The organism is Actinomadura barringtoniae (assembly GCF_017573505.1).
Classification (GTDB): domain Bacteria; phylum Actinomycetota; class Actinomycetes; order Streptosporangiales; family Streptosporangiaceae; genus Spirillospora; species Spirillospora barringtoniae.
In genome coordinates, this window is the sequence record NZ_JAGEOJ010000003.1 from 209648 (window position 1) to 235830 (window position 26183).

The following is a 26183-nucleotide window of genomic DNA, read 5'->3' on the forward strand; positions in this document are numbered from 1 at the left end:
ACGATCAGCTCCATCAGCAGGGCGGGCGGCATCCCGTTCAGGGTCCGTCTCGTCCCGCCACCACGAAGATTCGCCGGAACGGGAAGACGGTTCCATACGGAGTGCTCGGATAGGCCTCGCGCAGCAGCGCGCCGAACTCGTTCAGGAACTCCTGCGCCTCGCCCTCCCCCAGCCGGGAGAGAACGGGCCTCAGGGCAGTCCCCTTGACCCACTCCAAAACAGGGTCTTCACCCTGCAAGACCTGTGCGTACGTGGTCTCCCACGCATCGACGAAACACCCTCGCCTGGCCAGCAGATCCAGATAGCCACCCGGGTCCATCACCGGATCGACGCGCAACGCGTCCCCGACCAGCCCTCGCCAACGTTCCGAGGAGCACAGCTCCCGCAGAAGCCGATGACTGGGCGCATCGAAGTTGCCGGGCACCTGGAAAGCCAGCCGCCCACCCGGGCTCAGGGCGCCGATCCACTCCGGAATCAGCTCCGCATGCGTCGGCACCCATTGGAGCACCGCGTTCGAAACAATGAGATCAACCGATCCCCCGGGCCGCCACGACTCCACATCGCCCACCGAGAACCGGATGCCCTCGACCTCGGGAGCCGCCGCGATCATCTCCGGCGAGCTGTCGATCGCCTCGATGTCCGCGTCCGGCCACCGCCCCCGCAGCGTCGCGGTCAGCTCCCCCGAACCGCACCCCAGATCCACGATCCGGCGCGGCTTCTCAACATCGACACGGCCCAGGAGCTCAAAGAACGGCCGTGCGCGCTCGTCACCGAAGACCCCGTACTGAGCGGGATCCCATGTGCCACTCACTTGTCTCGACATCAAGACACATGATGCCCGGGCCATATCTTGATGTCAAGAAAGTCTTCTCGATATCAAGACAGGTAGGCTGCTCGCATGCAGGATGAGGTCGACCGGCTGGTCGAGGCTTGGCACAACGAACGCCCGGACCTCGACGTGCAGCCCCTGCACGTCCTCAGCAGGGTCTCCCGCCTGGCCCGCCACCTGGACCGTGCCCGCCGAGCGGTCTTCGTCGCCCACGACCTCGAACCCTGGGAGTTCGACGTCCTCACCGCCCTGCGCCGCGCAGGCTCCCCCTACCAGCTGAGCCCCGGCCAGCTCCTCCGCGCGACCCTGGTCACCTCGGGCACCATGACCAACCGCATCGACCGCCTCGCGGCCGCCGGCCTGGTAGAACGCCACCCCGACCCCCAGGACAAGCGCGGAGTCCAGGTCCGCCTCACCTACGCCGGCCAAACCCGTGTGGACGCCGCCTTCGCCGACCTCCTCCGCCGCGAGCACGACATCCTCAACGGCCTGAGCCCCGCCGAACGCGAAACCCTGACCGGCCTCCTAAGAACCCTCCTCATCCCCTTCGACACCAACGAGACCTAGCCCCGGCACGGCACACGTCCTGGCCTCACTGGGCAGTCCGAAGGCCTCGATCATGCCCAGCAGCGCGTCGCGGAGATCTTCCACGGCCGCTTCCCGCGTGCCGCCCTCCCCGCTGGCACCGCCCCGGCCACCATCCGGCCAGGTGAGCGAGGCGCTCGCACACCACGCACCCGCCTCGTCCTGCTCGACGGTGCACGGAACGTAGGTCATGTTCGCGACACCCGCTTCACGTGGGCCGGCTCAGAACAGCTCGATCTGCGTCAGGTAGATGTCGAACTCACTCTCGGTGAAGTGGAGGACGTACTTGCCTGCGCGCAGCGTCCAGGCCCCGGCCTCACCGCAGACGGCCTCCTCCGGAATGCCCTCGTGCATGAGCGCCATCACGGCCTCCGCCACGGACAGGCGATCAGGACGAGGATCTGGTCCCATGCTTGGCGCGCCAGCCGTTCCCACTCCAGGTGGTACGACATTCAGATGCCGTGCTTGTCGCGCAGCTTCTGCTGATCTTCCTCGGAAAGACCAGAGAGCTTGAGGAACTCTTCCGCATTGGTGCGGACACGCCCGGTGCCCTGCTGCCAGTCGTGGACCTTCCGCAGCCAGCGGTATTCCTCGAGGGGCACGATCACGGCCTCCTCGGCACCGAGGCGGATCACCTGGTGGTCATCGCCGTCCGGCAGGGGGCTGTCGGTCATGCGGCTCATGGTAGATGAGGTCACGGACGCAGCGTATCCCCAGATAGAGCCCTCTGCATTCAGAGTGTGACTTAGGGTGATCTGGGGTGATCAGCCTAGGTCTTCGGCTAGGAGGAGCCATTCTTCTTCTACCTGGCCGGCCTCGGTCTGGATGTTCTTGAGCTGCTCGTTGAGCTCTTGGAGCTTCTCGTAGTCGGTGGCGTTGGCGGCCAGCTGTTCGTGGAGCTCGGCTTCTTGTTTGGAGAGCTTTTCCAGGCGGCGTTCCAGTCGGTCCAGGTCCTTGCGGGCCTTCCAGTTCTGGCTGCTGCCCTTGGTGGCGGGGGCGGCGGGGGTGGGGGCCGCTGGTGCCGTGGGTTTTACGGCGGTGCCGGCTCGGCGGCGGTCCAGGTATTCGTCGACGCCGCCGGGGAGCATCGAGACTCGGCCGTCGCCCAGGAGGGCCGCGACGCGGTCGGTGATGCGCTCCAGGAAGTAGCGGTCGTGGCTGACGACGACGAGGGTGCCCGGCCAGCCGTCGAGGATGTCCTCCAGCTCGGTCAGGGTCTCGATGTCGAGGTCGTTGGTCGGCTCGTCGAGGAGGAGGACGTTCGGCTCGTTCATCAGCAGGCGCAGGACCTGGAGGCGGCGGCGCTCGCCGCCGGACAGGTCGCCCACCGGGGTCCACTGCCGGTCGCCCTGGAAGCCGAGACGCTCGAGGAGCTGGCTGGCGGTCCATTCGCGCTTGCCGACGGTGATGCGGCGCTTGATCTCCTCGACGGACTCCAGAACGCGGCGGGCCGGGTCGAGCTCTTCGAGGTTCTGCGAGAGGTGAGCCAGCTGGACCGTCTTGCCGCGGATGACCTTGCCCGCGGTGGGGCTGATCGCGCCGTCCAGGAGGCGGAGCAGGGTGCTCTTGCCGCTGCCGTTGACGCCGACCAGGCCGATGCGGTCACCGGGGCCGAGGCCCCAGGTCATGTGCTCGAAGATGGGGCGGTCGCCGAGCTCGACGGTGACGTCCTCGAGGTCGTAGACGGTCTTGCCGAGGCGGGCGGTGGCGAAGCGGGTCAGCTCCACCGAGTCGCGCAGCGGGGGCTCGTCGGCGATCAGGGCCTGCGCGGCGTCCACGCGGAACTTGGGCTTGGACGTACGGGCGGGCGGGCCGCGGCGGAGCCAGGCGAGCTCCTTGCGGAGGAGGTTCTGCCGCTTGGCCTCGGTGGCGGCGGCGATGCGGGAACGCTCGGCCTTCGCCAGGACGTACGCCGAGTAGCCGCCCTCGTAGCGCTCGACCTTGCCGTCCACGACCTCCCAGGTCCGCTCGGTGACCTCGTCGAGGAACCAGCGGTCGTGGGTGACGATCAGCAGCGCGATCCTGCGCGCCTTCAGGTGGCGGGCGAGCCAGTCGATCGCCTCGATGTCGAGGTGGTTGGTGGGCTCGTCCAGGATCAGCAGGTCGGACTCGGGGACCAGGAGGCGGGCGAGCGCGATCCGGCGCCGTTCGCCGCCCGACATCCCGGCGAGCGGCGCGTCCAGGTCGAGGTCGGCGATCAGGCCGCCGAGGACGTCGCGGACGCGGGTGTCGCCCGCCCACTCGTGTTCGGGGCGGTCCCCGAGGACTACCGACCGTACGGTCGCGCCCTCGGGGAACTCGTCCCGCTGGGTCAGGTAGCCGAGCCGCAGGCCGCGGGAGTGCGTCACGCGGCCGTCGTCGGCGCCGGTGCTGCGGGCCAGGATGGACACCAGGGTGCTCTTGCCGCCCCCGTTGCGGCCGACGACGCCGATCCGGTCGTCGTCGTCCAGCCCGAGCGACACGGCGTCGAGCAGCGGCTTCGGCCCGTAGGCCTTGCTGACGTTCTCAAGATTGATCAGGTTCACGGCACCCTCAAGGCTAGTGGCTGGAGGGGCCTGTCAGGACCGGGGTCAGCTGCCCCCGCCGCCGCAGCCCCCGCCCCCACAGCCGCCGCCACCGCCGCAGCCGGAGTGGCCGCCGCCGCAGCCGTGGTGACCGCCGCCACCGTGGTGACCGCCGTGGTGGCCGCCACCGCCCGAGTCGCCGCCGCCGAAGAACATCCCGCCGCCCCCGGCGCTGCCGCCGCCCCAGCTGCCGCCGCGGCGGCGACGGTTGCCGCTGCCGGCGGAGGCCGCGCTGATCCCGACCATGACCAGCACGAAGATGACCACGATTCCGAACACCACCAGGAACCCCGTCACGGATCCTCCTACCCGTCGGTAAGTGCGGACCCCCGTTGGACGCGGGCGCGGCGGATCGGGTTCAGATGATCGTCGCGCCGGGGACCGCGCCGGACGCCCGTACGACCGACTTGGCGACGCCGACGCCCGACAGCGCGGCGGCCAGCTCGGCGGCGTGCTCCTCGGAGTCGGCCAGGAACGCGCAGGTCGGGCCGGACCCGGACACCAGCGCGCCGATCGCACCGAGGTCCATGCCGGTGGTGAGCGTGCGGCGCAGCGGCGAACGGAGCATCAGCGCGGCGGGCTGCAGGTCGTTGTGCAGCGCGGCGCCGAGGGCCTTGGAGTCGCCGGTCGCCAGGGCCGTCATGAGCTCCTCGGAGACCTCCGGCCAGGCGACCTTCTCGCCGTGCGCCTCCCGCAGCCGGTCGCACTCGGCGTAGACGGCCGGGGTGGACAGGCCACCGTCGGCGGTGGCGAAGACCCAGTGGAAGACGCCGCGGGTGAGGGCCGGGGTGAGGCGTTCGCCGCGGCCGAGGCCGATGGCCGTCCCGCCGAGCAGCGCGAACGGGACGTCGCTGCCGAGCTCGGCGCCGAGCTCCAGCAGGTCGTCCTTGCTCAGCACGGGCTCGTCCGCCGAGTCCCACAGCCGCGCGCAGGCCAGCAGGGCGGCCGCGGCGTCGGCGCTGCCGCCCGCCATGCCGCCGGCGACCGGGATGGCCTTGCGGATCCGCAGCGAAACCGCGGGCTCGACGCCGAGGCGCGTCGCCACCAGGCGCGCGGCGCGGGCGGCGAGGTTGGAGCCGTCGGTCGGAACGTCCTCGACCGCGACCTCCGAACCCGGCGCGGCCTCCACGGCCACCTCCACACCGGTGGAGGGTTCGGCCGTCACCTCGTCGAAGAGGGAGACGGCGTGGAAGACGTTGACGAGGTCGTGATACCCGTCGTCGCGAATCGGCCCCACGCTGAGCTGGAGGTTGACCTTCGCGGGGACGCGTACGGTCACAGCTGTCACGACATCGAAGCGTACGGGACACCGCTCACCGCGCGTGACGGGCCCCCGCAAACCCGGACGCCTTGGCACCGGGCCGGGCGGTGTCGTGACGCCGGGCCGCGCGCCGTCGTGACGCCGGGCCGGGCGGTGTCGTGACGCCGGGACCCGCGGCGTTGCGGCGCCGGGGTCCGGGGGTCACTCGCCGCTGGTGACCGGGAGGTTGCGGGGGTTGAAGTAGGGGGTCGTGGCGAACTCGCGGAGCGCCGACATGGCCTGCTTGTCGCCGGTCACCGAGTATTTGCGGCGCTTGTCGCGGGGTTCCTCGGCCTGCTCGTCGGAGTCGAAGTAGACGACCGCCTTGACCTGCGGGGCCTGGAGCGTCTGCGCGGCCTTGCGGAGCCACTCGGCGCGGCGGTCGCCGTACGACTGGGGAACGCCCAGCTCGGCGATCATGATCGGCTTGTGCCGGCCCTTGGCCCACTCCATGAACAGCTTCACGGTCTCGGAGAGGTCCCGGTACTCGTAGTCGCCGCCCGGCTGGGCGTCGACGCAGATCCAGTCGACCTGGTCGTCGCCGGGGTAGAACGCGGCGGCGTCGCGGGAGCCGAAGCCGTTCGCGGTCGGGCACCACACCCAGGCGACGTTGTCGACCTTCTCCTTCTTGAAGATCGCCCGCAGGTGCTTCCACGCGGCGATGAAGTCGGCGGGCGAGTGAACGCGGCTGGTCTGCAGGCTCTCCTTGTCCATGTCCCGCTGCCAGCGCAGGAAGATCGGCTTGCCGGTGGCCTTGATGGCGCGGGCACGGGCGCGGATGAGGTCGTCGTCCTTGCCGCGGGTGATCTCGCGGGTGTCGGCGCCGGCCCAGGTCAGCAGCAGGTACCGCTTGCCGCTGAGCAGGGCGGTGTCGGTGTCCTTGGGGAAGTCGGACTTCCAGCCGCTGTAGCTCTGCGCGATATCCAGCTGGCGGCCCATCGCCCGTTCGAACCCGGTCAGCGAGGCCATCCCCGGCTTGGTCGCGTCCTTGTCCGGCGTCGGCGACTCCGACGGCGAAGACGAGGACGAGGACGACGCGGACGGGCTGCCGCTGCCGGACGGCTTGGGGGTCTTGGACGCCTTGGCCGCGGGATCGGTGTCGGAGGGCGGCACCCAGGCGCCGAAGTAGGCGCCTTGCTCGGGAGGCAACGGTGCGACGCCCGCCCGGGCGGTGACCGTGATCTTGGGGGTCGCGTCGGCTCCGCTACTGCACCCCGCTGCCAGCGCGGCCAGGCCCACCAGCGCTGTCAGTGCCGCCGTCACGGGCACCTTCCGCCTCGCCGCCGGCCTCGGCATCGTCGCCGGCGAACGCCCCTTCAACATGATCCTCCGCCTCTTCCTGATCGTGCTCGCCCCCAGGACGATATCGGGCGATGCGCGCAAAGGCGGCAATGTCCAGTGCCTCGCCCCGGGCCCGGGGGTCGACGCCCGCCGCCCGCAGCGCCTCCTCCGCGGCGGCCGGGGAGCCCGCCCAGCCCGCCAGGGCGGCCCGCAGGGTCTTGCGGCGCTGGGCGAACGCGGCATCCACCACCGCGAACACCTCGGCGCGAGTGGCGCTCGTCACGGGCGGCTCCCCGCGGCTGAACGCGACCAGTCCCGAATCCACGTTCGGCGCGGGCCAGAAGACCGCCCGGCCGACCGGTCCGGCCCGCCGCGCCTCGCCGTACCAGGCGATCTTCAGCGACGGGATGCCGTAGATCTTGCTGCCCGGCGCCGCGACCATCCGGTCGGCGACCTCCGACTGGACCATCACCAGGGCGCTGCGCAGCGACGGCAGCACGGCCAGCAGGTGCAGCACCACGGGCACGGCCACGTTGTAGGGCAGGTTGGCGACCAGCGCGGTCGGCTCGGGTCCCGGCAGCGCGTCGATCTTCAGCGCGTCCGCCTGAACGACCTCCAGCCGTTCGGCGAGCTCGGGCGCGCGCGACCGCACGGTCTCCGGCAGCGCCTCGGCCAGCACCGTGTCGATCTCCACCGCCGTGACGCGCCGTACCTCCGGCAGCAGCGCCAGCGTCAGCGAGCCGAGCCCCGGCCCGACCTCGAGCACGACGTCGTCCGGCGACAGCTCGGCCGAGCGCACGATCCGCCGCACGGTGTTGCCGTCGATGACGAAGTTCTGCCCCAGCGTCTTGGTCGGCCTGACGCCGAGCCTCTCGGCCAGTTCCCGTACGTCCGCCGGGCCGAGCAGCACCCGCGTGTCCTGTCTGTCCCCCACCGGCTCAGTGTCTCAGCTGAACAGGAAATGGCCGCACACCGGCCACTGGCCCTGCCAGCGTCCGCTCACGCGGTTGTAGAGGAGCTGCGCGCGGTAGGTCTGCTCGGCGGCGCTGGCGTCGGACGGCCTGCCGGAGCCGCCCACCGAGGCCCACGACGACAGGGAGAACTGGTAGAGCCCGTAGTAGCCGGCCGAGTTGATGGCCTTGGGGTTGCCGTGCGACTCGCAGTTGGCGAGGGCCTTCCAGTTGAGCTTGGCGGCCGACCCGGACGCGGCGGACTGCGGGCCGACGGCCAGGATCTCGGCCACCGGCTTGCGCTTGACCGTCTCGTCCACCACGGCCTTGATCTTCTTGCCCTTGCGCTTCACCCAGGCGATCTGCACGACCTTGACGCCCGGCTTGCCCTTGCGCATCACCTTGGTGCTCCAGGGCGCGAGCTTGGAGTTCTTCTTCTTGATCGTGGGCGCGCTGGTCTTCACCGTCTTGGTGACCGGCGCCGACAGCAGCCGCAGCACCTTGATCATCTGTCCGGCGGGGGCCGTGAGCGGCGGCTTGACCAGGTGGTGCTGCCCGAGCTGCACCTGCGCCTGGGCCAGCACCTCCTGAACGGTGGAGCCCGTGGTCATGGCCTCCTGGCGCTTGCCGTCGACGACGATGACGACCTTGCGGGCGGGCGGCGCCGTCGTACGGGCGGCATCGGGAACCGGGGGCTGGTCCTTGGACTTGGCCTGGGCTCCGCCACCGCAGCCCGCCGCCATGGAGCCGAGCACCAGCACGGCCGAGGCGACAAGAAGAGGCCGACGCACGTCTCCTCCAGGGGGGTTAGGGGGTACGTCGCTACTAGCTCCTGCGATCACGCACAACGATCGTGCGTAACGGCCAGACTTTAGAGCGCTCCGCACCACTCCCGCCACCGCATCCCTTCAAGTCACACATGGAGGCGTACGGGCGCGACGCCCCGGGACGGGCGTTTTCTGTCGTTACGATGGCGCGATGCTTCGCGCGAGGCCGCTGCCGCCGCTTACCGGGAACCTGCTGCCGCTGACCGGGAACGTGGTCGTCGGGTGGGCCGGGCCGATCGCCGTGGCGCTGTTCGCGGGCTTCCTGAGGTTCTACCGCCTGAGCACCCCGAGAGCGGTGGTCTTCGACGAGACCTACTACGCCAAGGACGCGTACTCGCTGCTGACGTTCGGCTACGAGCACGTGACCCTGCACGACGCGAAGAACCACGACCTGGCCAACCCGCGCATCCTGGACGGCCGCACCGACATATGGCAGGACGGCCCGAGCTTCATCGCGCACCCGCCCGGCGGCAAGTGGATGATCGCGGCCGGCGAGTGGCTGTTCGGGCTCGACCCGTTCGGCTGGCGCTTCATGGCCGCACTGTTCGGGACGCTCTCGGTGCTGATCCTCGCGCGGATCGGCAAGCGGATGACCGGCTCGACGCTGCTCGGCTGCGCGGCCGGGCTGCTCCTGGCGCTGGACGGCCTGCACTTCGTCGCCAGCCGCACGGCGATCCTCGACATCTTCGTGATGTTCTGGGTCCTCGCCGCGTTCGGCTGCCTCCTCGTCGACCGCGACACCGTACGAGCCCGCCGCCTCGCGAGCGCCGACGATGCGCCGGTCCCGACTCAGACGGCGGACTCGGCAGCCTTCGGCTACGCGACGGCCTACGGGGACGCGACGGCCGTCGAGGGCGCGGCGACCTCAGCGGAACGGGCCGAAGGGCCGGGGTGGTGGGGGCGGGTCAGGTGGGGGCGGGTCAGGTGGTGGCGGCTGGCGGCAGCCGTGTGCCTGGGGCTGGCGTGCTCGGTCAAGTGGAGCGGGATCTACTACGTGATCGCGTTCGGCGCGATGACGCTGCTCTGGGACGTGGGCTCGCGGCGGATGGCGGGCGGGCGGCGGCCGTGGCTCGGGATGCTGCGGTACGACCTGCCGGGCGTGCTGTTCGGGGGCGTTCTGGCGATCGGTGCCTACCTGGCGACGTGGTCGGGATGGTTCGCCACGAGCGGCGGGTGGGACCGGCACTGGGCCGACGGGCGGGGCGGGACCTTCTCGTTCGTTCCCGGGCCGTTGCGCAGCCTGTGGCACTACCACGCCGAGATCCTGCACTTTCACACGCACCTGCACGACAAGCACCGCTACCAGTCGTGGCCGTGGGACTGGCCCGTGCTGCGACGACCGGTGGCCTTCTATTACGTCGAGCCTCGCGGCTGCGGGGCGAGCCGCTGCTCGCAGGAGGTCCTGGCGCTCGGAACGCCCGCCATCTGGTGGGCGTCGCTGGGCGCGCTGGTGTTCCTGCTCGGCTACTGGCTGGTCCGGCGGGACTGGCGGGCCGGGGCGATCGTGCTGGGATACCTGGCGGGCTGGGTCCCTTGGTTCTACTACGCGTTCGGCGACCGCACGATGTTCGCCTTCTACGCGACACCGATGATCCCGTTCATGTGCCTGGCGATCGTGCTCACGCTGGGGCTCGCGCTCGGACCGGCCGGACAGACGACCCGCCGTACGGTGGGGGCCGTGCTGTCCGGCGCGTTCCTGCTCATCGTGATCATCAACTTCGGCTACCTGTATCCGATCCTCACCGCCGAGGTGATCCCCTTCCGCGACTGGCAGGACCGGATCTGGTTCAACAGCTGGGTCTGAGTCAGAAGCCCTTCACCGCGGCGATCGAGAACGGGATCCGCGGGGTGCCCGGGCCCATCGGCCCGCCCTTGTCGAACTGCGAGCGGACGACGTACAGGACCCCGTTCGAGCGAACGAGCGTCGTGGGCAGCTCAAGGGCCTTGGAGGTCACCATGGCCTCACGCCGGGCGCTGGCGCCGGCCGCGCCGACCCGCCACCGGCTGATCGCATAGTCCTTGTTGTGGGCCGCCCAGAGCCGGCCGTTCTTCAGTTCGAGGCCGTCGGCGTTCACCAGGCCGCCGCCGCGCAGCGCGACCTTGCGGACCTTGCCCGAGGCGAGGTCGAGCCGGAAGAGCTCGCCCGCGGTCGAGTCGACCGTGAGCGCGTACCGCCCGGACGGGTCGGTCACGATGCCGTTCAGCGTGAACGCACCGGCCGGGTGCGGCTTGATCACCTTGGTCAGGTTGAAGCGCGCCTGGAGCTTGGTGGCCTTGCCGCTCTTGTGGGCACCCGCGAGCTGCGTGGGCGTGACCCGGTAGACGACCTCGCGGACGCTGTCGGTCAGGTAGACGCTGCCGTCGCGGGCGATGGACAGGTCGTTGACGAAGCGCGCGGCCGTGCCGGGGACCTCGAACCGGGCGAACAGGCGGCGGGTGCGGGTGTTGTAGACCGCGACGCCGTGGGTGGAGTCGGTCACCCAGAGGCGCCCGGCCCGGTCGATCTTCAAGCCGTTGGCGGTCGTGCGGCCGTCGGCCCCGGCGCGTTTGAAGACCTTCGCGACGCGGTGGCCCCGCGTCATCTTGAAGACCGTGCCCTCGGTGTAGGACGCGGCGTAGAGGTCACCGTTGCGGGGGTCGACGGCGATGCCCTCGGGGTAGACGTGCTCGCCCGGCAGCACGTAGGCCGTGGAGACCTTGAGCGCCGGCTTCTCGGCCTTGGCCGGCTTGGGCGACGCCGCGGGGGCGGCGGCCTGGGCGGCCACGGGCGCGAACGGGAGGGCTGCCGCCGCCGCGGCCGCGACGGTCGCGACGGCGATGGAACGAGTCGAAACTCCGGACATAGAGTCCTCTCTTAGAGAGTGTCGGTTCGTAAGTACGCGTACGAACGATAGTTAGAGCTCTAATACTCGTCAACCCTCTTACGCTGGCTAGGATGCGGAGATGACGTCGATGCCCGTGTCGGAGCGCCTCGGCTCCCATCTGAAGCAGGCGGTTCACGCCCTCAACGCGGCCAAGAGCGCGGTGCTGAGACCGTCCGGGCTGACCGTGCCGCAGTACGGGGCGCTCCTGCAGCTGGCGGAGAATCCGGGGATCTCCGCCGCCGCGCTGGCCAGGGCCTGCGCCGTCACCCCGCCCACGATGAACACCGTGCTCAAGAACCTCCAGGAGCGCGGCCTGGTCGAGCGGACCCCGCACGAGTGGCACAAGAACGTCCTGGAGATCCGGATCACCGAGCACGGCGCGAAGGTGATGGCCGACGCCGACGCCCGCGCCGTCCGGGTCGAGCGGGGCCTCGGCGCCGAGTTCACCGACGAGGAGCGCGCCACCCTGATCGAGCTCCTCGCCCGCTGCACCGACTTCCTCGAAGAGGCCCGCCAGTCGGCCCGCTGACCTCGCCGATCTTGCTCTGAGCGCCCTCTCGAGCACCGGGAAAGGGCACTGAGAGCAAGATCGGCGCAATTATCGGGCGACGGTGAGGACGACCTTGCCGGTCGTACGGCCCGCCGCGACGATCTCGTGCGCCTTGGCGACCTCCTCCAGCGGCAGCACGGTGTCGATCTGCGCCCGCAGCCGCCCGTCCGCCGCCAGGTCCGCGACCGCCCGCATGCCCGCCTGGTCCGCCTCCACGACCATGAACGTGGCGCGCCGACCCGCCTCGCGAGCGACCTCGCCGAGCGCCTTCTCGGCGGGTGAGGCCAGCGAGACGACGATCCCGCCCTCGCGCAGCGTCCGCAGCGAGCGCGGCCCGTACTCGCCGCCGATCCCGTCCACCACCACGTCCACGTCGCTCACGACCTCGGCGAAGTCCGCCCGGCTGTAGTCGACGACCTCGTCAGCGCCGAGGCCGCGCAGGAAGTCGTGCTTGGCTTCGCGTGCGGTGCCGATGACGTACGCGCCGCGCGCCTTGGCGATCTGCACGGCCAGGTGCCCGACTCCCCCGGCCGCCGCGTGGATCAGCACGCGCTGGCCGGGCTGAACGTCGGCGACGTCCACCAGCGCCTGCCAGGCGGTCAGCGCGGCGAGCGGCAGCGCCGCGGCGTCAACGTGCGACAGCCCGGCCGGCTTGCGGACCAGGTGGCGCGCCGGGGAGGTCACGTACTCGGCGTACGTCCCGGCCGCGAGCGGCTGGCGCGGCATGCCGAAGACCTCGTCCCCTGGCTCGAAGAGCGTCACCCCGTGCCCGACGGCCTCCACCACGCCCGAGACGTCCCATCCGAGCCGCACGATCGAGCCCGCCAGTCCGCCCGTCTCGCGGTGCCACAGGTCGGTCGGGTTGACCCCGGCCGCGTGCACCCGCACGAGCACCTCACCCGGGCCCGGCTCGGGCCGCTCCACCTCGACGACCTTCAGCACCTCGGGTCCACCGAACGAGTCCTGGCCGATTGCGCGCATGTCGCGCCTCCTTAGCGATTCCTTAGCGATGACCTGCTGAGTAACGATCTGTGATCTTGTACTCCAATGATCATCGATCGGCCATCGAGCCCACGAGTGGCCGGATGGTCAATATGTGAAAGAATCCGGCCATGCACCGAGTCGTTGCCCTCGCCCTCGACGGCGTCTACCCGTTCGAGCTGAGCATCCCGTTCCGCATCTTCGGCACCGCCACCTCCGACGCGGGCGAGCCGCTCTACGAGGTGGTCACCTGCACGCTGGACGGCGGCCCGGTGCGGACCAGCTCGGACTTCACCATCGCCGTGGAGCACGGCGCCGAGGCGATCGACGACGCCGACACCCTGGTCATCCCGCCGTTCGTCTGCGACCCCGACGAGGACCGCGAGTGGCTGCCCGAGCCCCTCGCCCGCGCGCTGGACCGCCTGCGCCCGGGCAGCCGTATCGTCTCGATCTGCACGGCGTCCTACGTGCTGGCCGCCGCGGGCAGGCTGGACGGCCGCACCGCGAGCACGCACTGGAACGAGGCCGAGCTCTTCCAGCGCACGTTCCCGAACGTCACGGTCGACTCGGACGTCCTGTTCGTGGACGACGGCGACGTCCTCACCTCGGCGGGCGCCGCCACCGGCATCGACCTGTGCATGCACATGGTGCGCAGCGACCACGGCAGCGAGGTCGCCAACCGCGTCGCGCGGCGCTGCGTCGTCCCGCCGTGGCGCGAGGGCGGCCAGGCCCAGTTCATCGAACGTCCCGTGCCCGCGCCCTCGGCGGCCACCACCTCGGCCACCCGGGTCTGGGCGCTGGAGCAGCTGCACCGGCCGATCTCGCTCTCCGAGCTCGCCGGGCACGCGCGGATGAGCGTCCGCACGTTCTCCCGCCGGTTCCGCGACGAGGTCGGCATGACGCCCGGCCAGTGGCTGACCCAGCAGCGTGTGGAGCACGCCCGCCGCCTGCTGGAGACCAGCGACCTGTCGGTCGACCTGATCGCCGAACGGGCGGGCTTCGGCACGGCCGCCTCGCTGCGCCAGCACCTGCTGGCCACGATCGGCGTCTCCCCGAGCGCCTACCGGACCACGTTCCGCGCCGTGCCCCCGTCCGCCTCCGCGTCCCCGGCCACCTCCGCGCCCGCCTGAAGCTCGACGAGCGGCAGGAAGATCTCGTCGGTGATCTCGACGATGAACTCGTCGGGGATGGGCATGGCGGCCTTGCCGAAGAGCAGCTCGTGGCGGAGCAGGTCGACGGGGAGCCGCTTCACGCGCGGGCTGAGGCTCCCGGGAGCGAGCTCGCCGCGCGCGGCGGCGCGGTCGAGGATGACGGTCATCGCCGAGCCGACCGATTGGTTGGCGCGGTCACGCAGGTAGGTCGACAGGTCGCTGTCCTTGGCGTACTCGGCCATGATCACGCTGTACATGCCCTGAAGCTGGTCGTAGCGGCGCGCGACGGAACGCAGGAGCGCCAGGACGTCGCCGCGGAACGATCCGGTGTCGGGCGTCTCGATGCCCGAGCCCGGCGCGCGGTGCCGGAACGCGGCGAGGACCAGTTCCCTGCGGTCCGGCCAGCGGCGGTAGAGGACGGCGCGGCTGGTCTGGGCGCGTTCCGCCACGCTCTCCATGGTCAGGTCGGCGTAGCCGACCTCCACCACCTCGTCCCACGCCGCGCGCAGCAGCGCGTCCTCCAGCTCGGCGCCGCGCCGGCGGGGGTCGGTGCGCGAACGCTTCGGGCGCGCTGAAGTCACGATCACCTCATTGGGGACATTTGCGTCTCTAACATTCCCCAGCCTACTATGCCGTCGTTGGATACGTCAGTGTCCCCTAAATGGAGGGCGGACCATGGACGACGAGCGCCTGGATCCGGCGGTGATCAGGCTGGCCGGGGTCCTGCTGCCAGGGGTCATGGCCGTCATCCTCGACACGACGATCGTCACGGTCGCCATCGACACCCTGGGGCACGACCTGCACGCGCCGGTGTCCACGACGCAGTGGATCATCACGGCCTATCTGCTGGCCCTCGGGATGGTCGTCCCGATCAGCGGCTGGGCCGTGGGGCGGTTCGGCGGCAAGCGGATGTGGCTCGTCGCGCTCGGGCTCTTCCTCCTCGGCTCCGTGCTGTGCAGCCTCGCGCCGAGCGCCGGGGCGCTGATCGCGTTCCGGGTGTTCCAGGGGGCCGGTGGCGGGCTGATGCTCCCGATCATGCAGACGCTGCTGGTGGAGGCGACCGGCGGGCGGGCGCTCGGCCGCACCATGTCGCTGATCGGGCTGCCGGTCCTGGTCGGGCCGATCCTCGGACCGGTGGTCGGCGGGCTGCTGCTCGGCGGGCTCGGCTGGCGATGGATCTTCTGGATCAACGTGCCGTTCTGCGTCGCGGGGCTGGTGCTCGCCTGGCGCGGCCTGCCCGACACCGAGTCCAGGCCGCGGGGAAAGGGGCGGCTCGATCTGCTCGGGCTCGCGCTGCTCTCACCGGCGGTCGCCTCGGCGATCTACGGGCTGTCGCAGGCGGGTCACGAAGGCTTCGGGCGGGCGCGGGTGATCGTTCCATTGGCCGTCGCGGGCGTGCTGGCCGTCGCGTTCGTTCTCCACGCACTGCGGAACGACGACCCGATCTTGGACCTGCGGCTCTTCCGGGTGCGGTCGTTCGCGGCGTCGAGCGGGCTGCTGTTCCTGTCCGGGCTGACGCTGTACGGGGCGATGCTGCTGCTCCCGCTCTACTACCAGCAGCTTCGAGGAGCGAGCGCGCTGAGCGCGGGTCTCCTGCTGGCGCCGCAGGGGGTGGGCGCGCTGCTCAGCCGGACGGCCGCGGGCCGGCTCACCGACCGCGTCGGCGCACGGCCGGTGCTGCTGGGCGGTCTGGCGGTGGCGGTCGCCGGGACCGTGCCGTACGCCCTGGCCGGTCCGCACACGAACGAGGCGCTGCTGGCGGTCGCGCTGGTGGTCCGGGGCGCCGGGATGGGCGCCGTCATGATCCCGATCCTGGCCGCCGCCTACCAGGGGCTGACCCCGGCGCAGTTCCCGCACGCCAGCAGCGCGACGCGCATCCTCCAGCAGGTCGGCGGCTCGTTCGGCGGCGCCGTGATCGCGCTGGTCCTGGAACGTCAGCTCGTCGGACACTCGGCCGCCTCCGCCTTCCAGCACGCCTTCTGGTGGACGCTCGGCTTCACCGCGCTGGCGGCCGTGGTGGCACTGTTCCTGCCCTCCGCTCGCGACAACGAGACGAGGGCCGCGCCCGTCAAGGCAGCAGAGCCAGATGCTCCTCGCGTACGAGATTGAAGCGCAGCACCAGTGCGACCAGCGCGGCCCGCTGCCAGTCGGCCTTGGCGTTGCGGCCCTCGCCCGGCTCCTTGACCCGCAGCTTGGTGCCCGCCAGGTAGTCGATGTGGAAGTTGACCGCGGACCGGCTGAGGTCGCGGCACGACTCCAGCCCGCTGAGCCGGTCGATGATCTCCGGAACGGTCGGGATCGCCACCGCGGCGGCGTCGCGCAGCCGCGGCTCGCAGAGCGCGATCAGCACCAGGAAGTACTTGGCCGTCACGTCGAGCGGGAAGGGCAGCATCGTCGCCTCGCCGACCTGGTCGGCGGGGATGTCGGGATCGGCGTACAAATGGCTCGGCGCGAACACCAGGAAGTCGATGGTGCTCGCCTGCGTCGGCAGCACGACGCGGGAGAACTCGAACGGGACCGGCATCGCCAGCCGCCGCGGCGCCGCCTTCACGAACTCGCCGGCGCCCTCGGGATTCTCCACGACATAGGTCGAGCCGCGGCTGAGATTGCTGATCAGCCAGTGGTCGCCCGCCGCCCTGATCCGGCCCGCGAGCCGCGAGACGCCGGGGTCGTCCAGCACCAGGTCGACCTCGCCCCGCCCGAACGTCAACTCGGCGCCGTCGTCCAGATCCACGGACCGGGTCTCGCCGGAGGCGACCCGCCACTGCACCAGAACGCCCTTCACGCGGTCACCCTATAACCTTCCAGGAAGCACCCTGCGAGCATTTCTGCCACAATGCCACATTCGGGGATATTGCACACGGGGAACAGTTAGTGAAATGCGTCATCCGCTTGAACGCCGGCCGAATTCGCCACCCTTTCTGGCGGGGCGCGGCCGCGAACTCGGCCTGCTGATCCAGACCCTGGCGGACACCCCCCTCACGGTGATCAGCGGCCCGCCGAGGGTGGGCAAGTCGGCGCTCGCGCTCCGCGCCGCGCACCTGGCCGCCGGCCTCTTTCCCGACGGGCTCCTGTACCTGGATCTGCGCGGCTCGCCCCTCCACAACGTACGAACGCCGAGGGACACCGGCGGTCAGGCCACGGCGCTGCTGCGCAACGCGGCGGGACGCCGGGTGCTGGTCGTCCTCGACAACGTGGACTCGGCCGCACAGCTCCAGCCGTGGACGCCGGTCACGCCGGGCGGCGCGGTGATCATCACGTCCCGGCACGCCCTCACCGGCCCTGAACGCGCCCGCCAACTGCGGCTCAGCGCGCTCTCCTTCGAGGACGTTCAGCCAGAGCACACGCACTGACGGAACGCACCCGCCGAATCACCAGGGGCCGAAGAGGCGTTCTCCGTTGGCGGCGATGGCCATGCACATCGCGTCGAGGTCCACGCCCTTGATGTCGGCCATGAAGCGCACGGTGTGCGGGATGAGGTACGAGGCGTTCGGCTTGCCGCGGTGCGGGATCGGGGTGAGGAACGGCGCGTCCGTCTCCACCAGGATCAGCTCCAGCGGCGCCTCGCGCAGCGCGTCGCGCAGCGGCTCGGCGTTCTTGAACGTGACGTTCCCCGCGAAGCTCATCACGTAGCCCCGCTCGGCGCAGACCTTGGCCATGTCGCCGTCACCGGAGAAGCAGTGGAAGACCACCTTCTCCGGGGCGCCCTCCTCGCGCAGGATCGCCAGCACGTCGTCGTGCGCCTCGCGGTCGTGGATGACCAGCGCCTTGCCGGTGCGCTTGGCGATGTCGATGTGCGCGCGGAACGAGCGGTGCTGGTCCTCCTTGGGCGCCCAGTCCCGGTAGTAGTCCAGCCCGGTCTCGCCGACCGCGCGCACCTTCGGCAGCGCGGCCAGCTTGGCGATGTCGTTCAGGACGTCGTCGGTGATCCCGGTCGTCTCGTTCGGGTGCATCGCGACGGCGCCGTAGACGGCGTCGAACTCGCTCGCGGTGTCGGCGGCGAACCGCGACGAGGGCAGGTCGCAGCCGATCGTGACGATCCGCGTGATGCCCGCCGCCTTGGCCGAGGCGAGCTGCTCGGCCACCGGCATGTCGACGATGTCGAGGTGGCAGTGGCTGTCGAAGACGTCCACCGGCAGGCGCTCGGGCAGCGGCGGCACCGACCTCGACGCCTGCCCGCCCTGCTCCTCACCGCTCATGACTTCTCGCCTCCAGCTCCGTCGCAGCTCACGATCCGTCGCCGCCGAGGCGCGCCAGCTCCTCCTCCACGATGGACTCGTCGAGCTTCTTGAACAGCGGGGTCGGCTTGGCCAGCGGAACGCCCGGCTTGATCGGCGTGGACTCCCAGGTCGCCTTCGCCCGGTCGTAGTCGCCGGTCAGGATCGGGTAGTCAGGGCCGCCGTCCTCCGACACCGTCTTCAGGTCCGGCATGCCGCTCCACACGCCCTCGCCGCCGAGCAGCTCGTACACCTTCTGCGAGGACTCGGGCAGGAACGGGGTGAGCAGCGTCTTGGCGTCGTCGACGACCTGCAGCGCGACGTGCAGGACCGTGCCCTTGCGCACCGGGTCGTCCTTGATCTTCCACGGCTCCTGCGACGACAGGTAGCCGTTGGCGTCGCGGACCACGTCGAACGCCTCGGTCACCGCGTTCTTGAACCGGGACCGGCCGAGCTCGCCGCCGACCGCCGCGAAGCCCGCCTTGCTGCGTTCCAGCAGCGCGCGGTCGGCGTCGGTCAGGTCGACCGCCTCGGGAATCGCGCCGTAGTCCTTGGCGGCCATGTTCACGGCGCGGTTGACCAGGTTGCCCCACTGGGCGACCAGCTCGTTGTTGTTGCGCTCGCGGAAGTGGCTCCAGGTGAAGTCGGTGTCCTGGTTCTCCGGGCCGGCGACCGCGATGTAATACCGCAGCGCGTCGACGTCGTACCGCTCCAGGAAGTCCTTCACGTAGATGACGACCTGCCGCGACGAGGAGAACTTGCGGCCCTCCATCGTCAGGAACTCCGACGACACGACCTCGTCCGGCAGGTGCAGCTCGCCGAGCGAACCCGGTGTCCCGCCACGGTCGCCCTTGCCGTTGTAGCCCATCAGCATCGCGGGCCAGATCTCGGCGTGGAAGACGATGTTGTCCTTGCCCATGAAGTAATAGGCCAGCGCCTCGGGGTCCTGCCACCAGGCCCGCCACGCCTCCGGGTCGCCGGAACGCCGCGCCCACTCGACCGACGCGCTGAAGTAGCCGACCACCGCGTCGAACCACACGTACAGCTTCTTGTTGGGGTTGTCGCGCCAGCCGTCCAGCGGGATCGGCACGCCCCAGTCCAGGTCGCGGCTGATCGCGCGCGGCTGCAGGTCGTCCAGCAGGTTGAGCGCGAACTTCAGCACGTTCGGCCGCCACTCGCCCTGCTTGGACCGCAGGTATCGGCCGAGCACCTCGGTGAACGCGGGCAGGTCGAGCATGAAGTGCTCGGTCTCCACGAACACCGGCGTCTCGCCGTTGATCCGGCTGACCGGGTTGATGAGGTCGATCGGGTCCAGCTGGTTGCCGCAGTTGTCGCACTGGTCGCCGCGCGCGCCGTCGTACCCGCAGATCGGGCAGGTGCCCTCGATGTAGCGGTCGGGCAGCGTCCGGCCCGTGGACGGCGAGATCGCGCCCATCGTCGTCTTGGTGAACACGTACCCGTTGTCGTGCAGCCCCTTGAAGAGCTCCTGCACCACCGCGTAGTGGTTGCGCGTCGTGGTCCGGGTGAACAGGTCGTACGACATGCCCAGGCCGTGCAGATCCTCGGCGATCACCCGGTTGTAGCGGTCGGCCAGCTCGCGGGCGGTCACGCCCTCCTTGTCGGCCTGCACCTGGATCGGGGTCCCGTGCTCGTCGGTGCCGCTCACCATCAGCACCTTGTTGCCCGCCATCCGCTGGTAGCGGCTGAACATGTCGGCGGGCAGCGCGAAGCCGGAGACGTGCCCGATGTGGCGGGGCCCGTTGGCGTACGGCCAGGCGGGCGCGGTGAGGATGTGTCGGCTGGGCGAGGACATGTTCCAAGACTAGAGGGCGCGCCCGGCCGGATCGCACTCGATGTCCAAGGCTCGCGGTGGACGATATCCACGGCGCTCGGTGGATCCACCAAGGTCGGGCAGCCGGTAGGGTCCGGTACGGGCCGTCGGGTGCGAGGCGTCGGGATCGCGGTCGAGATCGCGAGGGATCGATGCGGACATCTCCCCCGGCCCAAACCCTCTCGAACTTCTGAAAGTTTCCTGAGAGTTTCATCTTGTCCTGGCCCCTCACCTGGGAAGACTGACACTCTGGTCTGCGATGGATCAGCCAATCTTCACCGCACTTCTCCTCATCGCCGGCTTCGGCCTGGCGATCGCGGCCCAACGGCGTTCCTGGCAACCGTCCCTGCGCGTCACGCTGGCGACGGGCCTTGCCTTCCGCGTCGTGCTGCTCGTGCTGGCGGCGACCAGCGCCTGGCAGCCGGTCGACTTCCTCGAAGGCTTCAAACCGGCCGGCGAGGCGGTTCTGCACGGCCAGGATCCGGTGCTCAGCACCGACGGCTCCTGGCACTTCCTGCCGATGGTGCCGTACTTCTACGCGCTGGGCCTGAGCGTCGGGCTGCCCTGGGTGGTCGCCGGACGGCTCTGCACGTTCATCGCGGACATGGTGCTGATCGTGCTGGTCGGCAAGCTCGCCGGTCCCGCCCGCGGGCGGATGCGCCGGTTCCAGTACGCGTGCAACCCGATCGCGCTGATGGTGTCGATCATCCACGCGCAGGTCGAGCCCGTCGCGCTGGCGTTCCTGGTGGGCGCCTATGTGGTCGCCATGCCCGCTCGCGACCGGGCCGGCGACGGCCGCGCCGCGATCATCCGCGCGGTGTCGGTCGGCGCGCTGTTCGGGCTGTCGCTGTCGGCGAAGAGCTGGCCGATCGTGCTGCTGCCCGTGGTGCTGTCGATGCTGCCCACCTGGCGGCTGCGGCTGTACGGGCTGATCGCGGCGGGCGCGGTGCCGCTCGCCTTCCTCGCGACGCTGCCGTTGTTCGTGAAGAGCAGCTGGCAGAGCATCATCAACGTGGCCCAGTACGTCGGCGGCGTCCGGCCGATCGTCGGTGAGTGGGGTTGGACCGCTCTATTGACGGGCGGCAACTGGGACCTGGTCCCCGCGTACTCGCGGATCGGGCAGATCGTGCTGTACGCCTCGCTGGGCGTGGTGGCCTGGATGTGGCGGCGCGGCAACCGGCTCGACATGACGACCGCGATGCTGCTCGCCTTCATGATCGTCACGCCCCGGATGGGCGCGCAGTACCTGCTGTGGTTCACCCCGTTCCTGGTCGCCAGGCCCACCCGCTGGTCGCAGTGGGCCATCGGCGTCTCGGCGGTCTGGGCCGGCATCGGCTACCTGGCCCTCACCCAGCTCGGCGAGACCGACTGGTGGATCGCCCACTCCTGGTGGGCCCGGGCCTCGATCCTGGTCATCCCGTTCCTCGCGCTGGCCATGCCCTGGGACCGCAGGCAGAGCTCCTCCGAGCCCAAGCCGCCGCCCGAGGCCCCGAGCACCCCCGAGCCCGCCATGACGGCCGGGTAGGAGGCAGAACGACACAGGACATAAGAGAGAGGGCCCGGGAACCAGGTTCCCGGGCCCTCTCTCTTTGTTCTTGCTCTCGTTCGCCCTCATGAGATCGGGCCCGCAGGGAGCTACTCCCCCGGGCCCGATCGTTGGATCATGCGGAGACCGCTATTCGGCGGCCTCGGACTTGGCGGCCTTGACCTCGTCGGACCCGGCCTTCACGGTCTCGGCCTTGGTCTCGGCGGCCTCCTCGGACGCCACCTTGTGCGCGGCGGCGTCGACCACGCCCGCCGCCTCCTCGGCCGGATCGGTGAGGGGCGGGTGCTGGCGGCGGCGGATGCCCAGGATGCTGACGAAGAGCGAGGCGAAGATGGCCTGGAGGCTCACGACCAGGGCGGTGGCGGCGGGGACCACGATGCGCAGCGACTCGCGCGGGTCGAGCTCGCCGAAGCTGTTGACCCGCCAGTGCATCACCGAGGCGATCAGGCCGCCGAGGCCGGCCACGGCCAGCAGACCACCGAGCAGCAGGCCCCGTTCGAGGCTCCACCAGTCTGTGATCTTCTGCACCCGCGAGTCGTGGGGCAGGAATCCCTCCTGCATGGCGTACACCTTGGTGAGCAGGGCGAACAGCACCGCCTGGAAGCCGATCACCAGGGCCGCGCCCGCTCCGACGAGGGTGTCGACGTCGAAGGAGATCTCGCCGATCCGCACCGGACCGAAGGACAGCGCGATCCCCGCGACCAGTCCGAGCGTCATAAAGACGAGTCCGGGGATCAGGAACAGCCATCGGGGGCTGTAGAGCATGAGGAAGCGCAGATGACGCCATCCGTCACGCCAGGTGTTGAGGTGCGGGGCGCGCGTCCGGCCGTCCGGCGACAGCGTGGTCGGCCGCTCGCGGATGTCGTACTTGGCGAGGGTGGCCTTCACCACCATCTCGCTGGCGAACTCCATGCCGCCGGTCTGCAGGCCGAGCCGCATGATCGACTCCTTGTTGAAGGCCCGCAGCCCGCAGTGGAAGTCGCCGATCTTGCTGCCGAAGAAGAGCCGCCCGACGAAGCTCAGCACCGGGTTGCCGAGGTAGCGGTGGAGCTTCGGCATGGCACCGGGGGCGATGCCGCCCTGGAACCGGTTGCCCATGACCAGGTCCGCGCCGTCGCGCAGGTCCTCCACGAACGGGCCGAGCGTGGTGAAGTCATAGGAGTCGTCGGCGTCTCCCATGGCCACGTACGTGCCCCGGGCGGAACGGATCCCGCCCATCAGGGCGTTGCCGTAGCCCTTGTCGACGACCGGAACGACCCTCGCACCGGCCTCCCTGGCCAGTTGCTGACTGCCGTCGGTGCTGCCGTTGTCGGCGATGACGACCTCGCCGTCGATGCCGCTGTCCTCGAAGAAGCCGATCGTCTTGCGGACGCAGGTCTCGACTGTTTCGGCCTCGTTCAGACATGGCATCACTACGGAGAGTTCCACGCGATCTCCTTCGTTACCCCTGGTGACCGTCTGCGGTATTTTGAACTAATCTCGTCGTGTTCCGCTGGGCGGCCCGTCGTTGGTCATGGTGGTCATGATGCCTGCCAGGGACGGGTGATGTGCGCCGCTCCGCGCAAGAGCGACCGTATCGTGTTGCGCATTTGCAACCCAAAGGCCCTCTTCGCCACGGCCGCGGGCGGCAGGCTAGGACGTCAAGCATACGGGCACCGCGGCCCGGAAAGGTTGGGTCGGCGTTGACGGGTGCCATCGAGAGGTTCAAGGCCGTGGCCGCGCGGCGCCCCGACGCCGCGCAGGTTCGAACGTTCGCCCGGGACAGGTCCGCCCGCACCTGGGCTTTGATGCGCCGTCACCCGATCTTTACTGTGATCCTCGCCATAGGCGCGCTGCTGCGGCTGATCGCGATGCTCGGCTACCCGCCGGTGATGTTCTTCAACGACAGCTTCGACTATCTGCACGTGGCGATGAAGGTGTACCCGCACCCGCTGCGGCCGGACGGGTATTCGTTCCTGCTCGTGATCCTCAAGCCGTTCCACAGCTTCGCCCTGGTCGCCGGTCTGCAGCACCTGATGGGGCTGGCCATGGGCGTGATGATCTACGCCCTGCTGCGCCGCAAGTTCAAGCTGCCCGCCTGGGGCGCCGCCCTGGCCTCGGCCCCGGTCCTGCTGGACGCCTACCAGATCCAGCTCGAGCACCTGGTCCTGTCGGACACCATGTTCACGTTCCTTGTGGTCGCGGCGGTCACCCTGCTGCTCTGGAACGATCAACTCACCTGGCGGCTGTCGGCCGCGCTCGGCCTGATCGTGGGCGTCTCCTGGCTCACCCGCTCGGTCGGTCTCCCCGTGCTGCTGGGCGTGCTCGTCTACATGGTCATCCGCCGGTTCCAGTGGCGGATGATCGCGGTGATGCTGGCCGCCTGCATGCTGCCGGTGATCGGCTACATGGGCTGGTACAAGGTCGAGCACGGCAAGTTCGCGATGACCGAGAGCAACGGGATCTTCCTGTACGCCCGGGTCTACAAGTTCGCCGACTGCCACAAGTTCGCCGACCAGCTGCCGGTGGACGAGATGGCGCTGTGCACCGAGGTCCAGAACCGGCTGCCCAACTCCCAGGACGGCATCTGGAACGCCGCCTCCCCGCTCAACCGCTACAGCGGCAAGAAGTTCGGCGCCCAGCAGAACACCATCGCCAACCGCTTCTCCAAGCGGGCGATCATGGCGCAGCCCGGCGACTACGCCAGGGTCGTCGCGCACGACTTCTTCCGCGTCTTCGAGTGGAACCGGTACGTCTTCCCCGACCGCGACACCTATAAGCAGTACGAGTTCGACAAGAACCCGAACCCCCTGCCCGACTGGCACATGGGCGGCGGCGCCACGGCCAAGGAAGAGGCCGACCAGTACGAGCACGGCAACGCCCAGACCAAGGTCGTCGAGCCGTTCGGCAGTGTCATCCGCGTGTACCAGGACTACATCTACATGCGCGGCACGATGGTCGGCGTGCTCCTGCTGATCGGCCTCGGCGGCATGCTGGTCATGTGGCGGCGGCTGGGCGGCAAAGCCCTGCTTCCTTGGACGCTGGCCACCGGTCTGCTGCTCGCGCCCGCCGCGACCGCCGAGTTCGACTACCGGTACGTGCTGCCCGCCATCCCGCTGGCCGGGATCGCCGCCGGCATCGCGTTCTCCGCCGAGACCCGGACGAGGCTCGTCCGGCTGCGGCGCCGCACCCCGACCGTGCTCGCTCCCGAGGAGCAGCCGGTCGTCGTCCCGGAGGTCGAGGAGAAGGTCCCCGAGGCCGCGACCTGATGGTCTCGCTCAGCTCCGCCGCCGGCCGGCTGGGTGCGCTGGTGCGCGCCCACCGGCCGTTCGCGATCGTGCTCGCGGTCGGCGCGGTGGTGCGCGTGGTGGCGATGCTGGGCTATACGCCGGCGCTGTGGTTCAACGACAGCTATGACTACGTGCGGATCGGGCTGGATCCGTTCGCGCACCCGATCCGGCCGGTCGGGTACGGGATCTGGCTGTGGGTGCTCAAGCCGTTCCACAGCTTCGCGCTGGTGGCGGGGCTCCAGCACCTGATGGGCCTGGCGATCGGCGTGATGATCTACGCCCTGCTGCGGCGGCGGGGGCTGCCGGGGTGGGGGGCTGTACTGGCGGCGGTGCCGGTGCTGCTGGACGGCAACCAGATCCAGCTCGAGCAGGTCATCCTGTCGGACACGCTGTTCGAGTTCCTCGTGATCACCGCGGTCGTGCTGGTGCTGTGGCGCACGCCGTCGGTGTGGATGTGCGCCGCGGCGGGGCTTTTGCTGGCGGCGGCCACGCTGACTCGGACGATCGGGCTGCCGGTGCTGCTGATCGCGCTGGGGGTGCTGGCGTTCCAGCGGGTCGGATGGCGGCGGCCGGCCGCGCTGGCGGTGGCCGGGCTACTGCCGCTGCCGCTGTACGCGGGCTGGTTCCACGCGGAGAACGGGACGTACGCGATCTCGGTGACCGACGGGATCTTCCTGTGGGGGCGGACGGCCGCGTTCGCGGACTGCGAGAAGATCAAGCCTTCGCCGGACCTGGCGGGGCTCTGCCCGGTCGGTGAGCCGGGGCATCGCAGGTCCTCGTCCACGCAGATCTGGAACACCGACGACCCCAACCCGCTCGGGTGGGCGCCCGGGCAGGTCTTCACGGCCGAGCAGAACGACCGGGCCCAGCGGTTCGCGCTGGAGGCCATCAAGACGCAGCCGCTGGACTATGTGCAGGCCGTTTCCTACGACCTGTTCGTCCGCACCTTCTCTCCTGTGCGGGCCAAGTACCCGACGCCCTACGTGGTCGACGGCTACACCTTCCTCAAGCACCCGCAGCACCAGCCCAAGTGGAACGTCTACAAGGGCGGAACGCCGACCGAGACGATCCAGGCCTATGAGCACGGGTCGGCTCGGACGCGCACGCACGAGCCGTTCGCCACGATGGTCCGCGGCTATCAGCAGGTCGTGGCCCTGCCGGGGACGGCGCTCGCGGTCGTGCTGCTGGTGCCGTTCGGCGTCTGGGCACGGCAGAGGCGTCGACCGGACTCGGCCGTCGCCTTGCCCTGGCTGACCTCGACCGCGCTGCTGGTCGTGCCGCCGGTGACGACCGACTTCGACTACCGGTACGTGGTCGTCGCGGTGCCGTTCGCCTGCCTGGCCGCCGGGCTGGCCTGCGTCAGAGGACGTGGGCGTCCGGCGCTCGACGATGACGCCGAACGAACCGCCAGGGAGCCGGCCCCGGCCTCCTGAGCCGC

The 26183-nt window shown here is 70.2% G+C and carries 25 protein-coding genes; 9 read left to right on the forward strand and 16 right to left on the reverse strand.

Annotated elements, in window-relative coordinates:
• Nucleotides 1-37: 37 nt before the first annotated feature.
• Nucleotides 38-823: a trans-aconitate 2-methyltransferase gene (locus J4573_RS07935; protein WP_208254619.1), complete on the reverse strand. Its 786-nt coding sequence runs from the start codon at nucleotides 821-823 to the stop codon at nucleotides 38-40.
• A gap of 75 nt (nucleotides 824-898) precedes the next feature.
• Here J4573_RS07935 and J4573_RS07940 point away from each other — a divergent pair, with 75 nt between their 5' ends.
• The gene (locus tag J4573_RS07940; protein WP_208254620.1) at nucleotides 899-1396 is read left to right on the forward strand and encodes a MarR family winged helix-turn-helix transcriptional regulator; all 498 of its coding nucleotides are present in this window, start codon (nucleotides 899-901) and stop codon (nucleotides 1394-1396) included.
• 240 nt (nucleotides 1397-1636) lie between these two features.
• Here the strand turns inward: J4573_RS07940 and J4573_RS07945 are convergent, their stop codons facing one another.
• The 8 genes from J4573_RS07945 to J4573_RS07980 all read right to left on the reverse strand — a co-directional run bounded on the left by J4573_RS07945 (nucleotide 1637) and on the right by J4573_RS07980 (nucleotide 8300).
• Nucleotides 1637-1792 (reverse strand): hypothetical protein, encoded by a 156-nt coding sequence (locus J4573_RS07945; RefSeq protein WP_208254621.1) that lies wholly within the window; start codon nucleotides 1790-1792, stop codon nucleotides 1637-1639.
• A gap of 74 nt (nucleotides 1793-1866) precedes the next feature.
• Entirely contained in the window at nucleotides 1867-2088 is a 222-nt protein-coding gene (locus J4573_RS07950; RefSeq protein ID WP_208254622.1) for a hypothetical protein, read from the reverse strand.
• Nucleotides 2089-2178: 90 nt separating this feature from the next.
• Nucleotides 2179-3939, reverse strand: a complete 1761-nt coding sequence (locus J4573_RS07955; protein ID WP_208254623.1) for an ABC-F family ATP-binding cassette domain-containing protein — start codon at nucleotides 3937-3939, stop codon at nucleotides 2179-2181.
• Between the two features lie 45 nt (nucleotides 3940-3984).
• Entirely contained in the window at nucleotides 3985-4275 is a 291-nt protein-coding gene (locus J4573_RS07960) for a hypothetical protein (RefSeq protein ID WP_208254624.1), read from the reverse strand.
• 61 nt (nucleotides 4276-4336) lie between these two features.
• Nucleotides 4337-5257, reverse strand: a complete 921-nt coding sequence (locus J4573_RS07965; protein WP_208255000.1) for a 4-(cytidine 5'-diphospho)-2-C-methyl-D-erythritol kinase — start codon at nucleotides 5255-5257, stop codon at nucleotides 4337-4339.
• A gap of 183 nt (nucleotides 5258-5440) precedes the next feature.
• The gene (locus tag J4573_RS07970; RefSeq protein ID WP_307796546.1) at nucleotides 5441-6541 is read right to left on the reverse strand and encodes a glycoside hydrolase family 26 protein; all 1101 of its coding nucleotides are present in this window, start codon (nucleotides 6539-6541) and stop codon (nucleotides 5441-5443) included.
• The gene (gene rsmA / locus J4573_RS07975; protein WP_208254625.1) at nucleotides 6483-7493 is read right to left on the reverse strand and encodes a 16S rRNA (adenine(1518)-N(6)/adenine(1519)-N(6))-dimethyltransferase RsmA; all 1011 of its coding nucleotides are present in this window, start codon (nucleotides 7491-7493) and stop codon (nucleotides 6483-6485) included. Before rsmA ends, J4573_RS07970 begins: the two co-directional genes overlap by 59 nt.
• A gap of 12 nt (nucleotides 7494-7505) precedes the next feature.
• Entirely contained in the window at nucleotides 7506-8300 is a 795-nt protein-coding gene (locus J4573_RS07980; protein WP_307796547.1) for a resuscitation-promoting factor, read from the reverse strand.
• Between the two features lie 187 nt (nucleotides 8301-8487).
• On the opposite strand from J4573_RS07980, the gene J4573_RS07985 reads away from it, so the two are divergent.
• Entirely contained in the window at nucleotides 8488-10140 is a 1653-nt protein-coding gene (locus J4573_RS07985; RefSeq protein ID WP_208254626.1) for a dolichyl-phosphate-mannose--protein mannosyltransferase, read from the forward strand.
• A gap of 1 nt (nucleotide 10141) precedes the next feature.
• Here J4573_RS07985 and J4573_RS07990 read toward each other — a convergent pair whose 3' ends face one another.
• A complete protein-coding gene (locus J4573_RS07990) occupies nucleotides 10142-11179 on the reverse strand; it encodes an SMP-30/gluconolactonase/LRE family protein (protein WP_208254627.1) in 1038 nt (345 codons plus the stop codon).
• Nucleotides 11180-11279: 100 nt separating this feature from the next.
• Here J4573_RS07990 and J4573_RS07995 point away from each other — a divergent pair, with 100 nt between their 5' ends.
• Nucleotides 11280-11729 (forward strand): MarR family winged helix-turn-helix transcriptional regulator, encoded by a 450-nt coding sequence (locus J4573_RS07995; protein ID WP_208254628.1) that lies wholly within the window; start codon nucleotides 11280-11282, stop codon nucleotides 11727-11729.
• Between the two features lie 69 nt (nucleotides 11730-11798).
• Here the strand turns inward: J4573_RS07995 and J4573_RS08000 are convergent, their stop codons facing one another.
• Nucleotides 11799-12731, reverse strand: coding sequence for an NADP-dependent oxidoreductase (locus J4573_RS08000; protein WP_208254629.1), 933 nt, complete (start codon nucleotides 12729-12731; stop codon nucleotides 11799-11801).
• A gap of 131 nt (nucleotides 12732-12862) precedes the next feature.
• Here J4573_RS08000 and J4573_RS08005 point away from each other — a divergent pair, with 131 nt between their 5' ends.
• Entirely contained in the window at nucleotides 12863-13861 is a 999-nt protein-coding gene (locus J4573_RS08005; protein WP_208254630.1) for a GlxA family transcriptional regulator, read from the forward strand.
• Here the strand turns inward: J4573_RS08005 and J4573_RS08010 are convergent.
• On the reverse strand, nucleotides 13792-14463 hold the full coding sequence (locus tag J4573_RS08010; RefSeq protein WP_208254631.1) for a TetR/AcrR family transcriptional regulator: 672 nt from the start codon (nucleotides 14461-14463) through the stop codon (nucleotides 13792-13794). The genes J4573_RS08005 and J4573_RS08010 overlap by 70 nt on opposite strands.
• A 94-nt stretch (nucleotides 14464-14557) precedes the next feature.
• On the opposite strand from J4573_RS08010, the gene J4573_RS08015 reads away from it, so the two are divergent.
• Nucleotides 14558-15991, forward strand: coding sequence for an MDR family MFS transporter (locus tag J4573_RS08015; protein ID WP_208254632.1), 1434 nt, complete (start codon nucleotides 14558-14560; stop codon nucleotides 15989-15991).
• Here the strand turns inward: J4573_RS08015 and J4573_RS08020 are convergent.
• The gene (locus tag J4573_RS08020; RefSeq protein ID WP_208254633.1) at nucleotides 15951-16667 is read right to left on the reverse strand and encodes an FHA domain-containing protein; all 717 of its coding nucleotides are present in this window, start codon (nucleotides 16665-16667) and stop codon (nucleotides 15951-15953) included. The genes J4573_RS08015 and J4573_RS08020 overlap by 41 nt on opposite strands.
• A 94-nt stretch (nucleotides 16668-16761) precedes the next feature.
• On the opposite strand from J4573_RS08020, the gene J4573_RS08025 reads away from it, so the two are divergent.
• Nucleotides 16762-17235 (forward strand): hypothetical protein, encoded by a 474-nt coding sequence (locus J4573_RS08025; RefSeq protein WP_208254634.1) that lies wholly within the window; start codon nucleotides 16762-16764, stop codon nucleotides 17233-17235.
• 18 nt (nucleotides 17236-17253) lie between these two features.
• Here the strand turns inward: J4573_RS08025 and J4573_RS08030 are convergent, their stop codons facing one another.
• Entirely contained in the window at nucleotides 17254-18081 is an 828-nt protein-coding gene (locus tag J4573_RS08030) for a TatD family hydrolase (protein WP_208254635.1), read from the reverse strand.
• Between the two features lie 28 nt (nucleotides 18082-18109).
• The gene (metG, locus tag J4573_RS08035) at nucleotides 18110-19912 is read right to left on the reverse strand and encodes a methionine--tRNA ligase (RefSeq protein ID WP_208254636.1); all 1803 of its coding nucleotides are present in this window, start codon (nucleotides 19910-19912) and stop codon (nucleotides 18110-18112) included.
• Nucleotides 19913-20189: 277 nt separating this feature from the next.
• Here metG and J4573_RS08040 point away from each other — a divergent pair, with 277 nt between their 5' ends.
• Nucleotides 20190-21455, forward strand: coding sequence for a glycosyltransferase family protein (locus tag J4573_RS08040; protein ID WP_208254637.1), 1266 nt, complete (start codon nucleotides 20190-20192; stop codon nucleotides 21453-21455).
• Between the two features lie 150 nt (nucleotides 21456-21605).
• Here J4573_RS08040 and J4573_RS08045 read toward each other — a convergent pair whose 3' ends face one another.
• Entirely contained in the window at nucleotides 21606-22904 is a 1299-nt protein-coding gene (locus J4573_RS08045) for a glycosyltransferase family 2 protein (RefSeq protein ID WP_307796548.1), read from the reverse strand.
• 254 nt (nucleotides 22905-23158) lie between these two features.
• On the opposite strand from J4573_RS08045, the gene J4573_RS08050 reads away from it, so the two are divergent.
• Both J4573_RS08050 and J4573_RS08055 read left to right on the forward strand, forming a co-directional pair.
• Nucleotides 23159-24724 carry a glycosyltransferase family protein gene (locus J4573_RS08050; protein ID WP_208254638.1) on the forward strand — a complete coding sequence of 522 codons (1566 nt, stop codon included), beginning with the start codon at nucleotides 23159-23161 and terminating at the stop codon, nucleotides 24722-24724.
• Nucleotides 24724-26178, forward strand: coding sequence for a hypothetical protein (locus tag J4573_RS08055; RefSeq protein ID WP_208254639.1), 1455 nt, complete (start codon nucleotides 24724-24726; stop codon nucleotides 26176-26178). Before J4573_RS08050 ends, J4573_RS08055 begins: the two co-directional genes overlap by 1 nt.
• The last annotated feature ends 5 nt before the right edge of the window (nucleotides 26179-26183 follow it).

What these genes read in the sequence shown, in the direction of transcription:
- J4573_RS07940 (WP_208254620.1), top strand. Translation starts at nt 899, where the DNA reads ATGCAGGATGAGGTCGACCGGCTGGTCGAGGCTTGGCACAACGAACGC.
- J4573_RS08005 (WP_208254630.1), top strand. Translation starts at nt 12,863, where the DNA reads ATGCACCGAGTCGTTGCCCTCGCCCTCGACGGCGTCTACCCGTTCGAG.
- J4573_RS08040 (WP_208254637.1), top strand. Translation starts at nt 20,190, where the DNA reads ATGGATCAGCCAATCTTCACCGCACTTCTCCTCATCGCCGGCTTCGGC.
- J4573_RS08025 (WP_208254634.1), top strand. Translation starts at nt 16,762, where the DNA reads ATGCGTCATCCGCTTGAACGCCGGCCGAATTCGCCACCCTTTCTGGCG.
- J4573_RS08000 (WP_208254629.1), bottom strand. Translation starts at nt 12,731, where the DNA reads ATGCGCGCAATCGGCCAGGACTCGTTCGGTGGACCCGAGGTGCTGAAG.
- J4573_RS07985 (WP_208254626.1), top strand. Translation starts at nt 8,488, where the DNA reads ATGCTTCGCGCGAGGCCGCTGCCGCCGCTTACCGGGAACCTGCTGCCG.
- J4573_RS08055 (WP_208254639.1), top strand. Translation starts at nt 24,724, where the DNA reads ATGGTCTCGCTCAGCTCCGCCGCCGGCCGGCTGGGTGCGCTGGTGCGC.
- J4573_RS07995 (WP_208254628.1), top strand. Translation starts at nt 11,280, where the DNA reads ATGACGTCGATGCCCGTGTCGGAGCGCCTCGGCTCCCATCTGAAGCAG.
- J4573_RS08015 (WP_208254632.1), top strand. Translation starts at nt 14,558, where the DNA reads ATGGACGACGAGCGCCTGGATCCGGCGGTGATCAGGCTGGCCGGGGTC.
- J4573_RS07990 (WP_208254627.1), bottom strand. Translation starts at nt 11,179, where the DNA reads ATGTCCGGAGTTTCGACTCGTTCCATCGCCGTCGCGACCGTCGCGGCC.
- metG (WP_208254636.1), bottom strand. Translation starts at nt 19,912, where the DNA reads ATGTCCTCGCCCAGCCGACACATCCTCACCGCGCCCGCCTGGCCGTAC.
- J4573_RS08030 (WP_208254635.1), bottom strand. Translation starts at nt 18,081, where the DNA reads ATGAGCGGTGAGGAGCAGGGCGGGCAGGCGTCGAGGTCGGTGCCGCCG.
- J4573_RS07950 (WP_208254622.1), bottom strand. Translation starts at nt 2,088, where the DNA reads ATGACCGACAGCCCCCTGCCGGACGGCGATGACCACCAGGTGATCCGC.
- J4573_RS07935 (WP_208254619.1), bottom strand. Translation starts at nt 823, where the DNA reads ATGTCGAGACAAGTGAGTGGCACATGGGATCCCGCTCAGTACGGGGTC.